Genomic DNA, 17,807 nt, shown 5'->3' with positions numbered 1-17,807 from the left:
AACCTTCCCTGTCGCAGATGTCATATCGCGAACGAAGCTGACAGGAAACTGACGTCATATCCGATGCCGCTTCAGCCTGCCGTCAGCTTGGCCGGTGCATGATAGGACAGAACGAAAAGGAGCCCCGAGATGAAACATGCATTTCCCCTTGCCGTGGCGATCGCGCTGACCAGCGCCGGCGCGGCGCTTGCCGATGATGACTGTTACCGCCCGATGGCCGAATGGCAATCGCGCGAGGCCGTCACCACCCAGGTCGCCCGGATGGGCATCACGGCTGATCGGATGGAGATCGACGATGGTTGCTATGAAATCCGCGGTCGTGACGGCGCGGGCAATCTGGTCTATCTGACGCTTGATCCCGCCTCACTGGCGCTGCTGGACCTTGAGGTCCGTTTCCGCCCCGGCGCCGATCCGTCCCTGTATCTGCCGGGCGCGCGCGGGCAGGCCGTCATGGCCCCGCAGGCCCCCGTGGGCAACCCGCTGATCACGCCCGGAACGGTGCCGCAGGTCGGCGGAAACTGAGGCGGCGTCATCATGACCCTGACAGGCCCGGCCCTTGCCGCGCTGGCCGTGCTGGCCGGTGCGGTCCTGGGCGCACAGACCTACGCGCCCTATGGCGCAGAGATCGCGCTTGGCATCGCCTTGGGCGCGGCCAGCATCACCGCCATGAGCCTTGCGCTGATGCTGGCCGCCCGCCCGCGATTGGCCGAGCCGTTCTTTGGCGGGCAGGATCGCATGTATGGGATCCACAAATGGCTGGGCATCGCCGCGCTGGCGCTGATGGTCGCGCACAACACGGTGGAACCCGAGCTCAGGAATTTCGTGCGTGAAACCGGTCCGGGCGAATTTGCCGCCGATCTGGGGGATGTCGCGCTGAACGGATTCATCGGGCTGATCCTGATCAGCTGGATCAGGCGGTTACCCTTCACGCGGCTGGAATTGCCCTGGCCGATCTGGCGGTTCACCCATCGCTTCACGGGGCTGCTGTTCGCCGTGACGGCGTTTCATCAGCTGGCCGTCGACAAACCGGCGGGGCTGGACGGCACGCTGGATCTGTATCTGAACACGCTCAGCCTGGCCGGGCTGGGGGCTTGGGTCTTCACGCAATTCCTGGCCCCGTTCCTGCGCCCGCGCCCCTATATCGTGGACCGGATCGACCGCCACGGCCCGGTGGCCGAAATCACGCTGCGCCCCGAGGGCCGTGCAATGCGCTGGCGGCCGGGGCAGTTCGCCTTTGTCGCCGCCCCCGATGCAAGGCTGGCCGAGGCGCATCCCTTCACCATCGCGTCCGCCCCGGACGCAGAGGGCCGCCTGCGCCTGGGGGTCAAGGCGCTTGGCGACTGGACCCGGCGGTTGCCCGACCGCCTGACCCCGGGACAGCGGGTGCGGATTGACGGGCCCTATGGCCGGTTCCTGTTTCGCAAACGGGTGCGCCAACAGGTCTGGCTGGCGGGCGGGATCGGCATCACCCCCTTTCTTGCCTGGGCCGAGGCGCTGACCCCCGCGGACCGGCAGCAGATCGCGCTGGTCTGGGCGGTGACGACCCGGGCCGAGGCCTTTGCCGCCGCGCGCCTGGCCGCCATCGCCGCGCGCCATCCGGGGCTGAGCGTGCATGTCGTCGCCAGCGCCGAGGGGGAGCGGCTGAATGCGGAACGCCTGGCCCGCCTGGTGCCCTTTGCCCTGCCCGGGGCCGATCTGTTCTACTGCGGTCCCGCCGGGCTGCGCGATACGATCCTGGCCGGGCTGAAGGCGATGGGCCAAAGCCCGCGGCGCGTTCATGCCGAAGCCTTCGAATTGCGCTGACCTGTGCCGTGCCCGTGGTGCGCCCGTGGTGCGCCCGTGGTGCGCCCGGAAATGCCGACCACGGCGCTGACCCGGCATTGCGGCGATCCGGTACATGTCAACGGCACCATGGGCGGCGCTGGCGGGGCGGGCTCGACGCGCTGTGTCTTCTGCGCGATGATGAGGGCGGTGTGCGATCGGGTGCCGGTTGTCCGGCACGACCGCGACGACGGCGCCGGCAATCAGGGGATGACCGTGGAACAGATGCAGACGGACCGGCTTAAAACACTTCTGCTGCTTGTCGCGCTGGCGGGTCTGTCGCTGGGGCTTGCGCTTCATGTCGGCGGCCGGGCGGATCTGGCGCAGGCCATCTGGCTGGCGGGGGTCGTGCCCGTGCTTGCCGCCCTTGTCATGGAAATCCTGCGCAGCCTTGCGCGCGGCGAGGTCGGGCTGGACATCGTGGCCGCGCTGTCGATGACAGCAGCCCTGATCTTTGGCGAAACGCTGGCCGCGGCGGTGGTCGCGGTGATGTATTCGGGCGGCACCTTTCTGGAAGGGTTCGCCGAAGGCCGCGCCCGGCGCGAGATGCGCGACCTGCTGTCGCGCGTGCCCCGCAGCGCCACGCGCTACCGCAATGGCGGGCTGGAGGATGTGGCCCTGGACGACATCGCCCCCGGCGACCGGCTGCTGATCCGGCAGGGCGATGTGGTGCCGGTGGACGGACGCATCGGATCGGCCACGGCCTTTCTGGACACATCCGCGCTGACGGGCGAATCGCTGCCCGTGCGCCTGGACCGCGGCGCCGACGCGATGAGCGGGGCAACCAACGCAGGCGAGGCCTTCGACCTGGAGGCGACGCGCGCGGCGAAGGCCAGCACCTATGCCGGGATCGTCCGGCTGGTCGAGGTGGCGCAACGGTCCAAGGCACCGATGTCGCGGCTGGCCGACCGCTGGTCGCTGGGCTTTCTGGCCATCACCCTGGCCATCGCGCTTGCGGCCTGGTGGGCCACGGGCGATCCGATCCGCGCCGTGGCGGTGCTGGTCGTGGCCACACCCTGCCCGCTGATCCTGGCGGTGCCGGTGGCGCTGGTCGCGGGGCTGTCGCGGGCGGCGCATTACGGGGTTCTGGTCAAGGGCGCCAAGCCGCTGGAGGCGATGGCGCGTATCCGCACGCTGATCCTGGACAAGACCGGAACGCTGACCGACGGCCGCCCGCAGATCGTGTCGATCGACAGTCACGATGGCATGGGTCCCGCGGATATCCTGCGCTTTGCCGCGGCCCTGGATCAGGCGTCCAGGCATCCGGTGGCGCAGGCCATTGTCGCCGCGGCCAAGGCGCGGGGGCTGGTGCTGCCGCTGCCCGAAGATGTCGCCGAAATCCCCGGCGAGGGGGTCATCGGCTTCATCGATGGTCGCCAGGTCATCGTGGGCGGTGACGGCTTTGTGGCGCGCCGCGTGGGGCGGGTGTCGGGCGGGCACCCCGACCTGGCGGCAGGATCGGTTCTGGTCGCGGTCGCGGTCGATGGCCGCCTGGCCGGGCATCTGGTGATGTCAGACCCCTTGCGCGAAGGCGCCGGCGGCATGCTTGCCGCGCTGCGCGGGCAGGGCATTGCGCGCATCCTGCTGGCCACCGGCGACCGCGTCGAGGTGGCCGAACGCGTGACCGAAGGGCTGGGCCTTGACGGCATCCGCGCGGGCCTGACACCCGATGAAAAGGTGCTGCTGGTCCTGACCGAGCACAAGAATGGCCCCGTCATGATGGTGGGCGACGGGGTGAACGACGCGCCCGCGCTGGCGGCGGCCGATGTGGGCGTGGCGATGGGCGCGCGCGGTGCCGCAGCGTCGGCCGAGGCCGCCGATGTGGTGCTGCTGGTGGACCGGGTCGACCGCATCGCCCCGGGGGTCGAGATCGCGCGCAGCGCAAGGGCCATCGCGCTGCAAAGCGTGGTCGTGGGCATCGGATTGTCGGTTCTGGGAATGACCGCCGCGGCCTTCGGCCACCTGACCCCGGTGCAGGGCGCCCTGATTCAGGAAGTGATCGACGTGGCCGTGATCCTGAACGCCCTGCGCGCGCTGCGCATCACGCCGCAGGGTATCCCCGACAGGCAGGTCACGCAGCACGCGCCCCCCCCGCACAGTCCCGCGGTCATTTGACCGTCATCCTGCGCATCGCATGACGCGCCAGGGCGGCACGGCCACGGCCACGGCCACGGCGGGGGCGGGGGCGCCATTCAATGGTCTAGCGTGCCAGCCGGAAATAGGCGGCCTCGAAATTGTTTTCCATGCCCGCGCCACCGCAGAAGGCCATCGAACCGTTTGATGTTCCCGAAACCGTGCCGCCGGCAACAAAGGCCGCACCCTGGATGCCGTCGGCATTGGCGGTGAAGGCGATGTTCTTTGCGGCGATCATCTGCCCGCCATACATCTGCAGATCAGATGGGATGCCGATGCCGCCATAAGTGACGATCTGCGCCCCGCCGCCGGGCGCGCAATTGTCATTGCGCCCCACCTGCAGGCCCGCAGCCGCATAGACCGACTTGTCACCTGTGTTCCGCGTAACGATCACCACATCCTCAAGCCGTGCACCGGCGCCGAATTTCAGGTCACAATCGGTCACGATCACAAGTTCCGAAAGCAGGGTGCCGGCCACGATATTCGCGCCGGAATTCTTGCACACCACGCGGTGAACGCGGCCGTTCTGGAACATGGTCTGGTCAAAGTTGCCGTTGTTGGACGATACCTCGATGACGATGTCCGAGGTGATGTAAGCCGGCATGTAATCCGAACCCATGCTCTGGACGCCGTTGTAGATGGCATTGATGCGATCAAGGATCTTCAGGGGATAGACCCCGTCGCGCAGCGCATATTGCAGGCCTTCGTTCTTTTCGAAACCGGACTTGGGCAATTCGATGTCCCGAATGTCGGGCATGGACACGACGGTCCCCTGTTCGAACACATTGTTGCTGTTCACAGAAACGTGGCCGTTCGAATGCAGGCAGAAACCGGATTCGTAAAGGTTGTTGCTTTGCACATCGACCAGAACATCCCCGACCATCCCCTCTCTCAGGCAGGTCGGATAGTAGGTTTCGAACACCGACGGGGCCAGAACATCCCAACTGTTCATCCCGACCAGACGCAACAGAAAGACGGCAACGGAATTCTGCCGCTCTTCCAGTTGTGCGGTGCGCACCAGAACGGCCTGACGCGACCCGGGCACGGGTTCGAACAGATCGGCATCGCGATCCCAGCGGCCAAAGACGATGTCTTCGGGCAAAAGCGCCTCGCCAAAGGCCTCGGGCGGCATATTGCGCGTCACAAGCTCGATCGCGGCGGCCTTTGCCTCATCCTCGGTCAAAAGCTCGCGTTTGTAGAGCGCGGCATGGGCCGCGGAATCCGCCGTGATCTGCAGGCGCGTGCGCGCGGCCACCGCATTCGAGAAATCGATCGCAAGGCCACCGACCATCAGGATGGCCAGCAGCAGAAACAGGCCGAGCGCGGTGACAACGCCATCTTCCCGGGCAAATCGGTTGCAAAGGTTGCGCATCATCATCGCCCCTCAGATCTCTTGCAGGTGGCTTGCGCGCACCGTGACATTCAGGGACCGGAAGGCGCCGACGACGCCCAGCCCGTCAAGATCGCGCGCGGGGATCGTCACCTCGGATGTGATGTAGCCGGCCTCGACGCTGGTGTTGATCGTCGCGGATCTGCCAAGGTTGCCCAGGGCGCGCTGAATGAATTCGTTCACCTCAAGCTGGTCGGTCAACCGACCGACCGAAACGTTGCGATTCGCATCCTGCACGACGCGCAGCACCCGGCTCTGGTTGAAGAAGATGAAGGAAATGTCCGCGATCGCGGCAAAAAGAAACAGCAGGAACGGAACCCACAGCACCGCCTCGACGGATACCGCGCCGCCGTCGGCGCGCGAAAACCGTCGCAACACATGCAGGATCGACGGCTGTCTGACCTTTTCGACCGGGTCCAATGGCATGTTTCCCTCTCTGACGGCAGTCTGGAACTGGTGTTAAACGACAGGAACCTTTCAAAACGAGCTGAACTGATACTTCTTACGCCGCCATCCAAAGCCATAAATCGGGCGGGATTACGGCCTCAAGATGGTAAACTTGCGGGAAATGCCCGAGCCCTGGCGGAAATTGGGCGGGGCCGCCCCGCGCAAAGCCCGCTTGTCGATGCAGGATACTGCCGGGGCCTTTGAACGCAGGAGAATCAGGGCGGTGGCATGACCGGCTTCATCGCATCGACCATCGCAGGAACAGGCCATTCACGTCTTTTCTTTGAAGTTTCCGTTTTGACATGCAACCCTGCCATGGGTTCCGCACCCGCACCAAGGTTCCGCACCCGCAGCGAAATAACCAATGTGAGGGATGACCATGTTCAGCAAAATACTGGTGCCGGTCGATCTGGCCCATCTGGACCGGCTGCAAAAGGCGCTGGCGGTTGCCGGGGCCGCGGCCCGCCAGCATGGCGCGCGCCTGGTCTATCTGGGCATCACCGAGGAAACGCCCGGCCCGGTTGCACGCACCCCCAAGGGCTTTGCCGCCAGGCTTGATGCCTTCGCCGCCGAACAGGCGCAGATCCACGCCGCCGCCACCGAGGCGCTGACGGTTGTCAGCGTCGATCCCGCGACCGAGATCAACAGGCTGATCCTGAAGGCAGTGCGGGAAACCGGCGCCGATCTGGTGGTGATGGCAAGTCATCCGCCCAGAATGCTGGACTGGATCCTGCCGTCGCATGGCGGCCATGTCGCGGAACATGCCGAAGTGTCGGTTTTCGTCGTGCGCTGAGGCAGCGTTGACGAGGTAATGAACAAAAGCAGAAAGGGATGCCGGATGCGTGAAGACCCGAAAGAGCTTCAGCCGGAGGCACCAGAGGCCTCCCCCTCCGAAGGGGCAGAGGCCATCCCCGAGCCGGAAGGCGAAACCGAAATCATCGAGACCGAATACGACATCGGCCAGGATAATTTCAGTGGCAGCGTGGCGCTGGAACTGGATATCCACAAGGTGGTGTTCACGGTGTCCGCCATCGGCATCATGCTGTTCACCTTTCTGACGCTGGCCTTTCAGAATGACGTCGAACCGCTGTTCACCGGCCTGCGCGACTGGCTGACCGGCAATCTCGACTGGTTCTTCCTGCTCTCTGGCAACATCTTCGTTCTGGTCTGTCTGGGGCTGATCGTGTCGCCGCTGGGCAGGATCCGGCTGGGCGGACCCGAGGCTACGCCCGATTTCGGCCATGTCGGCTGGTTCTCGATGCTGTTTGCCGCCGGCATGGGCATCGGGCTTATGTTCTTCGGCGTGTCAGAACCGATGTCGCATTATTCGACCGCGTTCGGCGGGATCACACTGGGCGACGATGGCGCGCGCACCGACTGGGCGCCCCTGGGCGGGGCCGAGGGCGATATCGAGGCATCCCGCCGACTGGGCATGGCCGCCACGATCTTCCACTGGGGCCTGCATCCCTGGGCGATCTATGCGGTGGTCGCGCTGGCGCTGGCGCTGTTCAGCTATAACAAGGGCCTGCCACTGACCCTGCGATCGGCCTTCTATCCGATCTTCGGTGAGAAGGTCTGGGGATGGCCGGGGCATGTCATCGATATTCTGGCGGTCTTCGCCACGGTCTTCGGGCTTGCGACCTCGCTGGGCATCGGCGCGCAGCAGGCGGCGGCAGGGCTGGATTTCCTGTTCGGCCTGCCCACCGGCAATTCGGTCCTGATCCTGCTGATCATCGTGATCACGCTGATCGCCATCGTATCGATCGTGCGGGGCCTGGATGGCGGGGTAAAGATCCTGTCCGAGATCAACATGGGCCTTGCGGCATTGCTTTTGCTGTTCGTGATCCTGGTGGGCCCGACGCTGACCATCCTGACCGGCTTTTTCGACAACCTGCTGGCCTATGGGCGCTATCTGCCGGAACTGTCGATGCCCTTCGGGCGGGAAGATACGAATTTCGTCTCGGGCTGGACGGCCTTCTACTGGGCCTGGTGGATCAGCTGGTCGCCCTTCGTGGGCATGTTCATCGCCCGCGTCAGCCGCGGCCGGACCGTGCGCGAATTCCTGATCGCGGTGCTGATCGTGCCGTCACTGTTGTCGGTGCTGTGGATGACGGCGCTGGGGGGTACGGCCATCGGGCAGGTGGTCAACGACGGCTACACCGCCGTGCAGGATGCGGCGCTGGAACTGAAGCTGTTCCAGATGCTGACGCAACTGCCGCTGACGGCGATCACATCCTTCATCGGCATCGTCCTGGTGGTGGTGTTCTTCGTCACCTCATCAGATTCCGGATCGCTGGTGATCGACACGATCGCGGCGGGCGGCAAGACCAATGCGCCCGTGATCCAGCGCATCTTCTGGGCCAGCTTCGAAGGCGCGGTGGCGATCGCCCTGCTGCTGGGCGGTGGCCTTGCCGGGTTGCAGGCGATGGCGGTTTCGACTGGCCTGCCCTTCACGCTGGTGCTGCTGGCGGCCTGCTATGCGATCATCCGCGGGCTGATGAACGAACCACGATAAGGCCCGGACGGAACGCTTGCCAAAACAGCGGGGATGCGGCATCTGTCGGGTATGCTGAAGGCTGCGCGTTCATCCTTGTCTGGGCTTGCCGTTGTGGTGGCCGTGGCCTTCGCCCTGCTGGCGACGGGTTTCGCGCATCGCGCGCCGACGGTGGATGACGCCCTGCTGGAAGCCTATGCCCTGTCCTACGGATCGGTTGAGACGCTGTGCGGTGACATCGATGGCGACGGCGTTGCCGATCGCAGCGCATGTTCCGCCTGCCGCATCGTCGGCGTGACAAACCTGCCCGTGGCCGATCTGTCGTTGCGCGATGCCGACCTGATCGTGATCGCAACCGTCGTCGCCCCGCGCGCGAATCGCGCGGCGCGCATGGTACGCGATCCCGCCCTGGGGCTGCGTGCCCCGCCTGCCGCCTGATCACGTCCGTTCACCCCAGACCCATGTGATCCCGGGCGGCACCCGTTGGTGCGCCCCATCGACAGGACAAAACCATGAATCGCATCCTTTCCGCGGCTTTTGCCGCAACCTTCGCCATGCCCGCGCTTGCCGCCGACATGACCGTGACCATCCCCTTCGCCGCCGAAATCGGGGGCCAGCCGTTTTCCTGCGCGGCGACCTATGCCGGCATGGGGGCGGCCGCGACCACGGTTACCGCGCCCGATTTCCGCCTGTTCGTCTCGAACGTGGCGATGATCCGCACCAACGGCAGCCTGGAACCTGTCACGCTGGACCAGGACAGCCAGTGGCAACTGAAGAGCCTGGCACTTCTTGATTTCGAGGATGCCACCGGCGCCTGCGGCAATGGCACGCCGGGCACCCATACCGCGCTGACCGGCACGGTGGCCGAGGGCGACTATACCGGGCTGGCCTTCACCGTGGGCCTGCCCTTCGAGCAAAACCACCAGGACCCGACCCTGGCCCCGGCACCGCTGAACACCACCGCGATGTTCTGGAACTGGCAGGGCGGCTACAAGTTCGTGCGGATCGACATGGTTCCGACCGACCGCAAGGCCGACGGGCCGAAGGGCTGGTTCCTGCACCTGGGATCGACCATGTGCGATGCGGCCTCGAAGACCTCGGCGCCGACCGGGTGCCAGAACCCCAACCGGCTTGAAATCCGCCTTGAGGGCTTTGACCCCGCCCGAAACGTGGTGGTGATCGACCCCGCCCCCGTGGTGGCCGGGGCGGACCTGCGGGTGAATGCGCCCGAAACCTCGCCGGGGTGCATGTCGTTCCTGAAGGATGCCGACTGCATGACGGTAATGGCCCGGCTGGGCCTGCCCTACATGGACGTACCCGCGGGGCCGCAATCGCTTGTCTCGATGCGGTGACGGCATGCGCCGCCTGATCCTTCAGACAGCGGCCATGATCCTGGCCGGGGCGGGTGCAGCCCCGGCCGATCCCTATGCCTGGCCGTTGCCCGCCTATCTGCCGCCGCCTCCCGTGCCCGCCGACAATCCGATGTCGGCGGCCAAGGTCGAACTGGGCCGGCACCTGTTCTACGATGCCCGCCTGTCGGCTGATGGCACCATCGCCTGCGCGTCCTGCCATGTGCAGGCGCGCGCCTTCACCGATGGGCGCGCGGTGCCGGTCGGCATCGGCGGCGAAATCGGCGTCAAGAATGCGCCGGGACTGGCCAATGTGGGCTATCTGCCGGTGCTGACCTGGGCCAATCCGCACATGACCGGGCTGGAATTCCAGGCGCTGATCCCGATCTTCGGGGAAAGCCCCGACGAAATGGGCAATGCCGGGCAAGAAGCCGCGCTGTTCGCAAGGCTTGCCGCCGATCCCTACTATGCCCGTGCCTTCGCCGAGGTATTTCCCGACCGCCCTGCCCCCGGCCTTTTCACGATCACCCGCGCGCTTGGCGCCTTTCAGCGCAGCCTGATCTCGGTCGACAGCCCCTATGACCGCTACAAGTACTGGGGTCAGGATGACGCCATTTCCGCGGCGGCCAGGCGCGGCGAGGCCTTGTTCTTCGACCACCGCTTCGAATGCTATCACTGCCACCAGGGCGTGATGTTCACCGACACCTTCGTCACCGCCCGATCCGGCCAGCCCGAGGTCGGCTTTCACAACACCGGGCTTCATGACCCCTATCCCGCCGCCGTGCCCGGCCTGATCGAGATCACCGGCCGGGCCGAGGACGCGGGCCGCTTCCGCACCCCCGGCCTGCGCAACGTCGCGGTAACTGCGCCCTACATGCACGACGGGTCGATCCCCGACCTGAAGGGCGTGATCGCGCATTACGCCAATGCCGGCCGCGCGCCCGGACATCCGATGAAAGACGGCATGATCGCGGGCTTTTCCGCGACCGAGGATGAGATAGGCGACCTGATCGCCTTTCTTCAAAGCCTGACCGACGATGGATTTCTGACCGATCCCCGCCTGGCCGATCCCTGGCCCGCGGACCATCCGGCACGCGCGGCGCGGATGATGCCCCCGGACGGTTAAGACCGTCCATCACCGCCATTGCATAAGGAAAGGAAACGCCCATGCGACACATCCTGGCAACCCTTTTGGCGCTTTGCCTTGGCCCCGCCGCCCAGGCCCATGGCGTCACCGCCGGCGCGATCGAGATCATCCACCCGAACATTCCCCAGCCACCGAAAGGCGCAAGATCCGCCGCCGGCTACATGGCCATCGCCAATGATGCCCCCGAGGCAGACCGCCTGATCGCCATTGAAAGCCCGATCAGCGCGCAAGCCACGCTGCACACCACGCAATTCAGCCCCGAGGGCATCGCCCGCATGATCCACCTGCCCGCGATCGAAATCCCGGCGCGGGATACGATCGTTCTGGAACCCGGCGGCCTGCATGTGATGTTCATGGGCCTGACCGCAGGGGTGACCGAGGGACAGATGCTGCCCGCGACGCTGGTGTTCGAAAAGGCGGGTCGGGTCGGGATCGAATTCATGGTCGATCCGACCGATGGCGTGGACCATTCCAGGATGAACCACGCAACGATGGGGCACGTCGCGGCCACGGCGCCCGCACCCGGCGCCGATGATACGCCGATCCGCGCGCTTTTGCTGGCGCAGCTTGACCGGCCCGATGCCCCGCTGACCGTGGCGCCCATCACCGTTCAGGGCGACATTGCCGTGGCGGGATGGCGCGCGGGTGACAGCGGCGGACGGGCCTTCCTGCGGCGCGACGCCCAAGGATGGTTCGTCGAACTGTGTTCGGGCCAAAGCCTGATCCTGCCAGCAAGCTTGCAGTCGATGGGCCTTGGCCGGGCCGAGGCCGAACGCCTTGCCGCGGCCATCAGCGACGCCGAGGCCCGTGCCGGTACCGGGCTGACCGACACGCTCGACGCTTTCCCGGGCACGGTGTTCATCGGCCGGCAGGGCACGGCGGCGGATTGCCGCGCGGCAGGTGGCGGCAACTGACCTGCCAGGGATTGGCACGGCACGAAACGTGCGAAACAAATTTCGGACTGCGCGACGGAAAAGGGCCTTCGTCGCGCGGGTCTTCAATGATTTGAAGGGGAAGGTGGTACCGCCTCCCCGGCTCGAACGGGGGACCCCCAGATCCACAATCTGGTGCTCTAACCAACTGAGCTAAGGCGGCACTGCGCGCGGATTTAGCCCCTGTCGCCCGCGATTGCAAGAGCACTTTTGCCATGATCGGGTATCACCGACGCCCTTGCCCGCCGGGCGCCAAGCGGGTAACCCGAAAGCGCGGGGGATTTCGTCCGCCAAGCGGAGGCATCATCATGGGCATCAACAAGGAAAGCGAAATCGCGGCGAATCTTCAGATCGGCCCGACCTCGCTGGGGATGGTGCGAATCTATGTTGAAGGCGACGGCGTGGATCTGCCGCTGGACTTCGACCCGGAAGAGGCCGAGGAAATCGCCGAGGAACTGCTGGCCGCGGCCGAGGCCGCGCGTGAAATGGGCAAGCCCAGGAAAGGCAAGTGATCACTCGGGCAGAAACGGCACACCGGGATCGCGCAGCGCCTGCAGGCGGATCGCGGCATGGCGGGCGAATTTCTGCGTGATCACCTTGCGCCGGGCACCTGCCAGCGGTACGGCGGGCGCCATGCGCACCAGTTCAGCCCCGTAGCCATCGGCCAGGATCAGGCCGGTATCCTCGGGCAGCAGATCGACGGGAAAATCAACATCCACCGCCCAGAAAAACCGATCCGCCCATTCCAGATAGCCCTGCCATTTGCGATCAGAGGTAAAATCGACGCGGCTGGATTTACATTCGACGATCCAGATTTCCCCTTTCGGCCCCAGCCCCAGCACATCGACGCGCAGACCGGGGTGGGGAACAAGTTCCTCAACCGTCACAAAACCAAGTGTCCGCAGATGCCTGCAGACACCGCGTGCAAGCCATTGTCCGGGCATAAGATCCTGGGTCATGGCGATCCTATGAACGAAGCGGGAACATATGTCCAGATCCCCTTGCCGAGCACGCCGCGCGCGCCTATGTCATGCGGTGGCGGGTTTCTGCTCGGCGCGTGCAAGGCCCTTTTCCAGTGGCCGATAAGCATTTCCGAGGGGGCTGGCTCTGCCAGGACCGTGGTCCTGGTATCTGGTTCCCACCTGATCAAGTCAGGCTCTCGGGAAATTCACGCCTTCACGGCTGCTGCGGTTCCCGCCACCGCAAAAAGCCGCAGGTTCGCCTGCGGCTTTTGAATTTTAAGGATTGTTCACGACCTGTCGGCCTGGCGCCTGCGGACCGCCTTTGCGGCCACCGGCACCCGTGCGGGTTCCAGCACGGCGATCGCATCGCGGCGGCCGCCCCGGCCCCCATCCTCGGGTTCCGCCAGACGCATGACGGCGATGCCGAACTGCACGCCGGAAAACACCACCGTGTTGAACACCACCAGCAGCGCCAGCGCGATGTACCCCACATCCGAGGCCGAGATCAGATGCCACAGGTTCGCGACATTGAACCACAACAAAAGCCCGACAAAGACCACCGACAGGGCAAAACCGGCAAAGACGTTGCGGATGTAAAGGCGCACCAGTTCAGGCATGACGACTCTCCCTTGGATGAACCCAATGTAGCGCATCTGCCGGGGTTTCAAACCACCAAGCTGTCGCAGCCCGGGGCCGGGCGGCAAAAACTGGCGCATCCATGGCGGCAGGGTTTCGCGATCAGAATGCCTCGGGGCGGAATTCGCGGGCCATGTGGTCCAGCACGGCATTGACGAATTTCGGCTCTTTCCCGTCCGGGAAAAAGGCCCGCGCCACATCGACGAATTCGGTGATCACCACCTTGGGCGGGGTCGCGGGGTTCTGCAGTTCGGCCCCCGCGGCACGGAACAGCGCACGCAGAACCGGGTCGATCCGGTCGATCGGCCATTTCGCCACCAGCGCGCGGTCGGTCGCCTGGTCGATCCTGCCCTGCCACATCACCGCGTCATCCAGCAGGCGGCGGAACAGGCCGGGGTCGCCCTCGGCCAGTTCATCTTCGTCATAGACCGCGCCGAAGCGATGGGCTTCGAACTCCCGCCGGACCCGGTCAACCCCCTGCCCAGAGGCTTCCATCTGGAATAGCGCCTGCACGGCGTAAAGCCGCGCTGCGGATTTGCGCTGGCGCTTTTCCTCAAGCGTCAGCTTGCGCGGCTTTTCCACCGGGGTTTCGGGGCCAGAATTTTCGGGGCCAGAATTTTCGGGGGCGGTGTCGGTCATGCGCGGGTCGGTCCTTCTGCGTCACCGGCGATGCGCATCGACTCAGCCGCGGGGCGGAATCCGATACCTTTCGTCCGGCCCGCCCATTTGCGCGACAACGCGACAAGATGCAAGGCCGCCGCGGCGGCGCCGCCGCCCTTGTTCTGACCGGCAGGGTCGGCGCGGACCTCGGCCTGGGGGCGGTTTTCCACGGTCAGGATGCCGTTGCCGATGCAAACGCCCTCCAGCCCCATCAACGCGATCGCGCGCGAGCTGTCGTTGCAGACGGTATCGTAATGCGTGGTCTCGCCCCGGATCACGCAGCCAAGGGCGACAAAGCCGTCGTAATCGGCCATGCGCGCGGCCATGGCGATAGCGGTCGGCACCTCAAGCGCGCCGGGCACCTCGACCAGATCGGCCACGGCGCCCGCCTGTTCGGCAACCCCGCGCGCGCCCGCCACCAGATTGTCGGCGATGTCCTTGTAATAGGGCGCCACCACGATCAGCAGGCGCACCGGCTTGTCGAACGCGGGCAGATCAAGCGTGTAGTGCTGTTCATGTCCGGCCATGATCATTCCTCGACGATGGGGCGCGTGCCCACGATTTCCAGATCGAAGGCCTCAAGCCCGACATAGCGCGTGCGCGGCGAATTCGTCAGCAGGATCAGCTTCTTGAGCCCCAGCGTCGACAGGATCTGCGCGCCCAGCCCGATCTGCTTGACGGTGCGGGGGCCGGCCTCTTCCTCGGTGACCAGCTTGGCGCGCGGATCGCGGAACAGGCAGACCGCGCCGCGCCCTTCCTTGGCCACGATCCGCATCGCGCGGGCGAATTCGCCCTCGGGCGAAGGGCCAAGCGCCAGCACATCCTCGATCACGTTCAGCGAATGGGTGCGCACCAGCACCGGCTCGGGCGTGGTGATGTCGCCCTTGGTCAGGACCACATGCTCGACCCCTTCGGTCTGGTCGTTGAAGACGCGCATGACCCAATCGCCGCCATGCGCCGAGGTCACCGTCTTGCGCAGGGTTTCGCGGATCAGGTTGTCGTGGCGACGGCGATAGGCGATCAGGTCGGAAATCGTGCCGATCTTCAGCCCGTGTTTCTGCGCAAAGACCACCAGATCGGGCAACCGCGCCATGGTGCCATCCTCGTTCATGATCTCACAGATCACGCCCGAGGGATTCAGCCCGGCCAGGCGCGCGACATCCACCGCAGCCTCGGTATGGCCGGCGCGCACCAGAACCCCGCCTTCGCGCGCGCGCAGCGGGAAGATATGACCGGGCGTCGCAATATCGGCCGCACCCTTGGACGGGTCGATCGCAACAGCCACGGTCAGCGCCCGGTCATGAGCCGAAATGCCGGTGGACACGCCTTCGCGCGCCTCGATCGACACGGTAAAGGCCGTTTCATGGCGCGAGGAATTCGAGGTCGCCATCAGCGGCAGGCCCAGCGCATCCAGCCGCGCGCCCGTCAGCGTCAGACAGATCAGGCCGCGCCCGTGCTTGGCCATGAAGTTGATCGCATTGGGCGTGCACATCTGCGCCGGGATCACCAGATCGCCTTCATTCTCGCGGTCTTCGTGATCGACAAGGATGAACATCTTGCCGTTACGCGCATCCTCGATGATTTCTTCGATCGAAGAGATCGCCTCGGAATAATCGGTCCGGGGGGCCTCGGCCATATCACGTCTCCTTTGCGGCCTTGCGGCCGGGTTGGCCTTGCGTTTCGCGCCGGGGCGCGGTCAAGTCAAGGCACAGCTTGTGTGCTTGTGTCCGGCGCCTGGCGCAGGGCCCAGTCCTGCAGCCGTGCGACATAGCGCGCCAGCGTGTCGATTTCCAGGTTCACCCGATCGCCCACCTGCGCCGTGCCCCAGGTGGTCACCGCCTTGGTATGCGGGATGATGTTCACGCCAAAGTCACGGCCCGACACCTCATTTACCGTCAGCGAGGTGCCGTTCAGCGCGACCGATCCCTTGGGCGCGATGTAACCGGCCAGCTGTTCGGGCGCGCGGAAGGTGAACCGCGTGCTGTCACCTTCGGCGTGCATCGCCACGATTTCAGCCACGCCATCGACATGGCCCGACACGATATGTCCGCCCAGTTCATCCCCAACCTTGAGCGCGCGTTCCAGGTTCAGGCGCCGCCCCACGGCCCAGCCGCCAATGGTCGTTTTCGCAACCGACTCGGCCGAAATCTGCACCTCGAACCAGTTGCGCGGACCGGCGCCCTTGGCGATCACCGTCAGGCACACGCCATCGCAGGCGATGGACGCGCCGATGTCGATGCCCGCCACGTCATAACCCGTACCGATGCGCGCGCGCAGATCGCCCGCCTGTTCCAGTTCCAGGACCTCGCCCAGATCGGTGATGATGCCGGTGAACATGACACTCCCCTTTTGTGTTGCCTTTGCCTAGCCCGCGATGCCCCACCACGCAAGGGCCGCGGACAGGGCAGACCCGTACGCTGCCAGAATCCGCGTGACAGGGCCGGATTTTTCCTTATGCAGACCGGATGCGCAATCTGGCGCGGGATGGGTGCATGGGTAAGCGGTTTTCAGGGCGACGGTTTCTGTTGCTACAGGGTCCGCACGGGCCGTTCTTCGATCAGCTGGGCCGGATGCTGCGCGCGGCAGGATGCACGGTCTGGCGCGCGGGGTTCAACCGGGGCGATCGGGCCTTCTGGCGCGACCGGGCGCATTACATCGCCGTGACCGAACCGCCCGAGACCTGGCCTGCCCGCATCCGCGCGCTTCTGGCGCAAAAGGCCATCACCGATATCGTGCTGTATGGCGACACCCGGCCAATCCACGCCGAGGCGGTGGCGGCCGCGCGTGCCGCGGGGATAACCGTGCATGTCTTTGAGGAAGGCTATCTTCGTCCCTATTGGGTGACCTATGAACGCGACGGATCGAACGGGCATTCCCGCCTGATGCGGATGAGCGTGGCCGAAATGCGCACCGCACTGGCGCAATCGCAGATCGAATTCCCCGATGCGCCGCCGCGTTGGGGCGACCTGCGCCAGCATGTGTTCTATGGCGCGCTCTACCACTTTCTGGTGATGGCCCGGAACCGCGGTTACCCGAATTTCCGCCCGCACCGCGGGGTCAGCGTGGTGCAGGAATTCCGCCTGTATCTGCGCCGTCTGCTGTTGATCCCGATGCACATGATCGAACGCCATGTCGCGACAACCCGCATCCGCCGTGGCGGCTTTCCGTATCATCTGGTGCTGCTGCAGCTGGAACATGATGCCAGCTTCCGCGCCCATTCCCAATTCGCTTCGCAGACCGAATTCGTCGATCTGGTGATGGCGGGCTTTGCCGAAGGTGCACCGCCGCATCACCATCTGGTCTTCAAGGCCCACCCGCTGGAGGACGGTCGCGCCCCGATCCGCCGCGCCATCGCCCAGGCCGCCCGGCGCCATGGTGTGCGCGATCGGGTGCATTTCGTGCGCGGCGGCAAACTGGCGGGGCTTCTGGCACAGGCGCGCTCGGCGGTGACGGTGAATTCCACCGCCGCGCAACAGGCGCTGTGGCACGGAATTGCGGTCAAGGCGCTTGGACGGGCGGTGTTCGACAAGCCCGAATTCGTGTCATCCCAGCCGCTTGCGGCCTTCTTTGCCGCACCCGACCGCCCCGACAGCCGTGCCTATCGCGCCTATCGCCACTATCTGCTGGAAACCAGCCAGATCCCCGGCGGATTCTATTCCGCCCGCGGACGGCGAACCCTGCTGCGCCAGGTGGTTGACAGGATACTGGCCGAGGCCGATCCCTATGCCGCGTTGGCGCAGGCCAGCGCGTCCCCGCGGCAACAGTTGCAGGCCGTGACATGACATGCGATGAACAGACTCGCATTTTTGGGCCCAATCCGTATGGTTATGGGCAGG

19 protein-coding genes and 1 tRNA gene are annotated in these 17,807 nt (G+C 65.6%); 11 read left to right on the top strand and 9 right to left on the bottom strand.

The window, feature by feature from the left end:
• Positions 1-129 precede the first annotated feature (129 nt).
• The 3 genes from ACK8OU_RS15085 (at position 130) to ACK8OU_RS15075 (ending at position 3,936) form a co-directional block, all read left to right on the top strand.
• Entirely contained in the window at positions 130-522 is a 393-nt protein-coding gene (locus ACK8OU_RS15085; RefSeq protein WP_410304249.1) for a PepSY domain-containing protein, read from the top strand.
• 12 nt (positions 523-534) lie between these two features.
• The gene (locus ACK8OU_RS15080; protein WP_410304248.1) at positions 535-1,803 is read left to right on the top strand and encodes a ferredoxin reductase family protein; all 1,269 of its coding nucleotides are present in this window, start codon (positions 535-537) and stop codon (positions 1,801-1,803) included.
• 228 nt (positions 1,804-2,031) lie between these two features.
• Positions 2,032-3,936, top strand: a complete 1,905-nt coding sequence (locus tag ACK8OU_RS15075) for a heavy metal translocating P-type ATPase (RefSeq protein ID WP_410304271.1) — start codon at positions 2,032-2,034, stop codon at positions 3,934-3,936.
• Positions 3,937-4,021: 85 nt separating this feature from the next.
• On the opposite strand, the gene ACK8OU_RS15070 is transcribed toward ACK8OU_RS15075, so the two are convergent.
• Positions 4,022-5,329: a Tad domain-containing protein gene (locus ACK8OU_RS15070; RefSeq protein ID WP_410304247.1), complete on the bottom strand. Its 1,308-nt coding sequence runs from the start codon at positions 5,327-5,329 to the stop codon at positions 4,022-4,024.
• Positions 5,330-5,338: 9 nt separating this feature from the next.
• On the bottom strand, positions 5,339-5,770 hold the full coding sequence (locus ACK8OU_RS15065) for a TadE/TadG family type IV pilus assembly protein (RefSeq protein WP_410304246.1): 432 nt from the start codon (positions 5,768-5,770) through the stop codon (positions 5,339-5,341).
• A gap of 400 nt (positions 5,771-6,170) precedes the next feature.
• On the opposite strand from ACK8OU_RS15065, the gene ACK8OU_RS15060 reads away from it, so the two are divergent.
• From ACK8OU_RS15060 to ACK8OU_RS15035, 6 genes are all read left to right on the top strand, one after another.
• Positions 6,171-6,584, top strand: coding sequence for a universal stress protein (locus tag ACK8OU_RS15060; RefSeq protein ID WP_410304245.1), 414 nt, complete (start codon positions 6,171-6,173; stop codon positions 6,582-6,584).
• 45 nt (positions 6,585-6,629) lie between these two features.
• Positions 6,630-8,306, top strand: coding sequence for a BCCT family transporter (locus ACK8OU_RS15055; protein WP_410304244.1), 1,677 nt, complete (start codon positions 6,630-6,632; stop codon positions 8,304-8,306).
• A 33-nt stretch (positions 8,307-8,339) separates the two neighbouring features.
• Positions 8,340-8,723: a hypothetical protein gene (locus tag ACK8OU_RS15050; protein WP_410304243.1), complete on the top strand. Its 384-nt coding sequence runs from the start codon at positions 8,340-8,342 to the stop codon at positions 8,721-8,723.
• Positions 8,724-8,797: 74 nt separating this feature from the next.
• Positions 8,798-9,637, top strand: a complete 840-nt coding sequence (locus tag ACK8OU_RS15045; protein WP_410304242.1) for an MbnP family copper-binding protein — start codon at positions 8,798-8,800, stop codon at positions 9,635-9,637.
• A 4-nt stretch (positions 9,638-9,641) separates the two neighbouring features.
• Positions 9,642-10,760, top strand: coding sequence for an MbnH family di-heme enzyme (locus ACK8OU_RS15040; RefSeq protein WP_410304241.1), 1,119 nt, complete (start codon positions 9,642-9,644; stop codon positions 10,758-10,760).
• Between the two features lie 41 nt (positions 10,761-10,801).
• Positions 10,802-11,695, top strand: a complete 894-nt coding sequence (locus ACK8OU_RS15035; protein ID WP_410304240.1) for a copper uptake system-associated protein — start codon at positions 10,802-10,804, stop codon at positions 11,693-11,695.
• A gap of 104 nt (positions 11,696-11,799) precedes the next feature.
• Here the strand turns inward: ACK8OU_RS15035 and ACK8OU_RS15030 are convergent.
• A tRNA-His gene (locus tag ACK8OU_RS15030) sits at positions 11,800-11,876 on the bottom strand.
• A gap of 145 nt (positions 11,877-12,021) precedes the next feature.
• Between ACK8OU_RS15030 and ACK8OU_RS15025 the strand changes: the two genes are divergently transcribed.
• A complete protein-coding gene (locus tag ACK8OU_RS15025) occupies positions 12,022-12,225 on the top strand; it encodes a DUF6324 family protein (RefSeq protein ID WP_410304239.1) in 204 nt (67 codons plus the stop codon).
• Here the strand turns inward: ACK8OU_RS15025 and ACK8OU_RS15020 are convergent, their stop codons facing one another.
• From ACK8OU_RS15020 to ACK8OU_RS14995, 6 genes are all read right to left on the bottom strand, one after another.
• Positions 12,226-12,672 carry an MmcB family DNA repair protein gene (locus tag ACK8OU_RS15020; protein ID WP_410304238.1) on the bottom strand — a complete coding sequence of 149 codons (447 nt, stop codon included), beginning with the start codon at positions 12,670-12,672 and terminating at the stop codon, positions 12,226-12,228.
• 290 nt (positions 12,673-12,962) lie between these two features.
• Positions 12,963-13,292 (bottom strand): hypothetical protein, encoded by a 330-nt coding sequence (locus ACK8OU_RS15015; protein ID WP_410304237.1) that lies wholly within the window; start codon positions 13,290-13,292, stop codon positions 12,963-12,965.
• 121 nt (positions 13,293-13,413) lie between these two features.
• Positions 13,414-13,950: a transcription antitermination factor NusB gene (gene nusB, locus ACK8OU_RS15010; RefSeq protein WP_410304236.1), complete on the bottom strand. Its 537-nt coding sequence runs from the start codon at positions 13,948-13,950 to the stop codon at positions 13,414-13,416.
• Entirely contained in the window at positions 13,947-14,498 is a 552-nt protein-coding gene (locus ACK8OU_RS15005; RefSeq protein WP_410304234.1) for a 6,7-dimethyl-8-ribityllumazine synthase, read from the bottom strand. Before ACK8OU_RS15005 ends, nusB begins: the two co-directional genes overlap by 4 nt.
• Positions 14,499-14,500: 2 nt before the next feature.
• Complete coding sequence (gene ribB, locus ACK8OU_RS15000; RefSeq protein WP_410304233.1) at positions 14,501-15,607, bottom strand: 3,4-dihydroxy-2-butanone-4-phosphate synthase; 1,107 nt, start codon at positions 15,605-15,607, stop codon at positions 14,501-14,503.
• Positions 15,608-15,672: 65 nt separating this feature from the next.
• Complete coding sequence (locus ACK8OU_RS14995) at positions 15,673-16,308, bottom strand: riboflavin synthase (RefSeq protein WP_410304231.1); 636 nt, start codon at positions 16,306-16,308, stop codon at positions 15,673-15,675.
• A gap of 155 nt (positions 16,309-16,463) precedes the next feature.
• Here ACK8OU_RS14995 and ACK8OU_RS14990 point away from each other — a divergent pair, with 155 nt between their 5' ends.
• Positions 16,464-17,753: a capsule biosynthesis protein gene (locus tag ACK8OU_RS14990; RefSeq protein ID WP_410304230.1), complete on the top strand. Its 1,290-nt coding sequence runs from the start codon at positions 16,464-16,466 to the stop codon at positions 17,751-17,753.
• Positions 17,754-17,807: the final 54 nt, after the last annotated feature.

It is taken from the genome of Pontitalea aquivivens, assembly GCF_046507575.1.
Taxonomy (GTDB): domain Bacteria; phylum Pseudomonadota; class Alphaproteobacteria; order Rhodobacterales; family Rhodobacteraceae; genus Pontitalea; species Pontitalea aquivivens.
The sequence above is the reverse complement of the archived record's forward strand: the minus strand, read 5'-3'. Positions and strand labels throughout refer to the sequence as shown.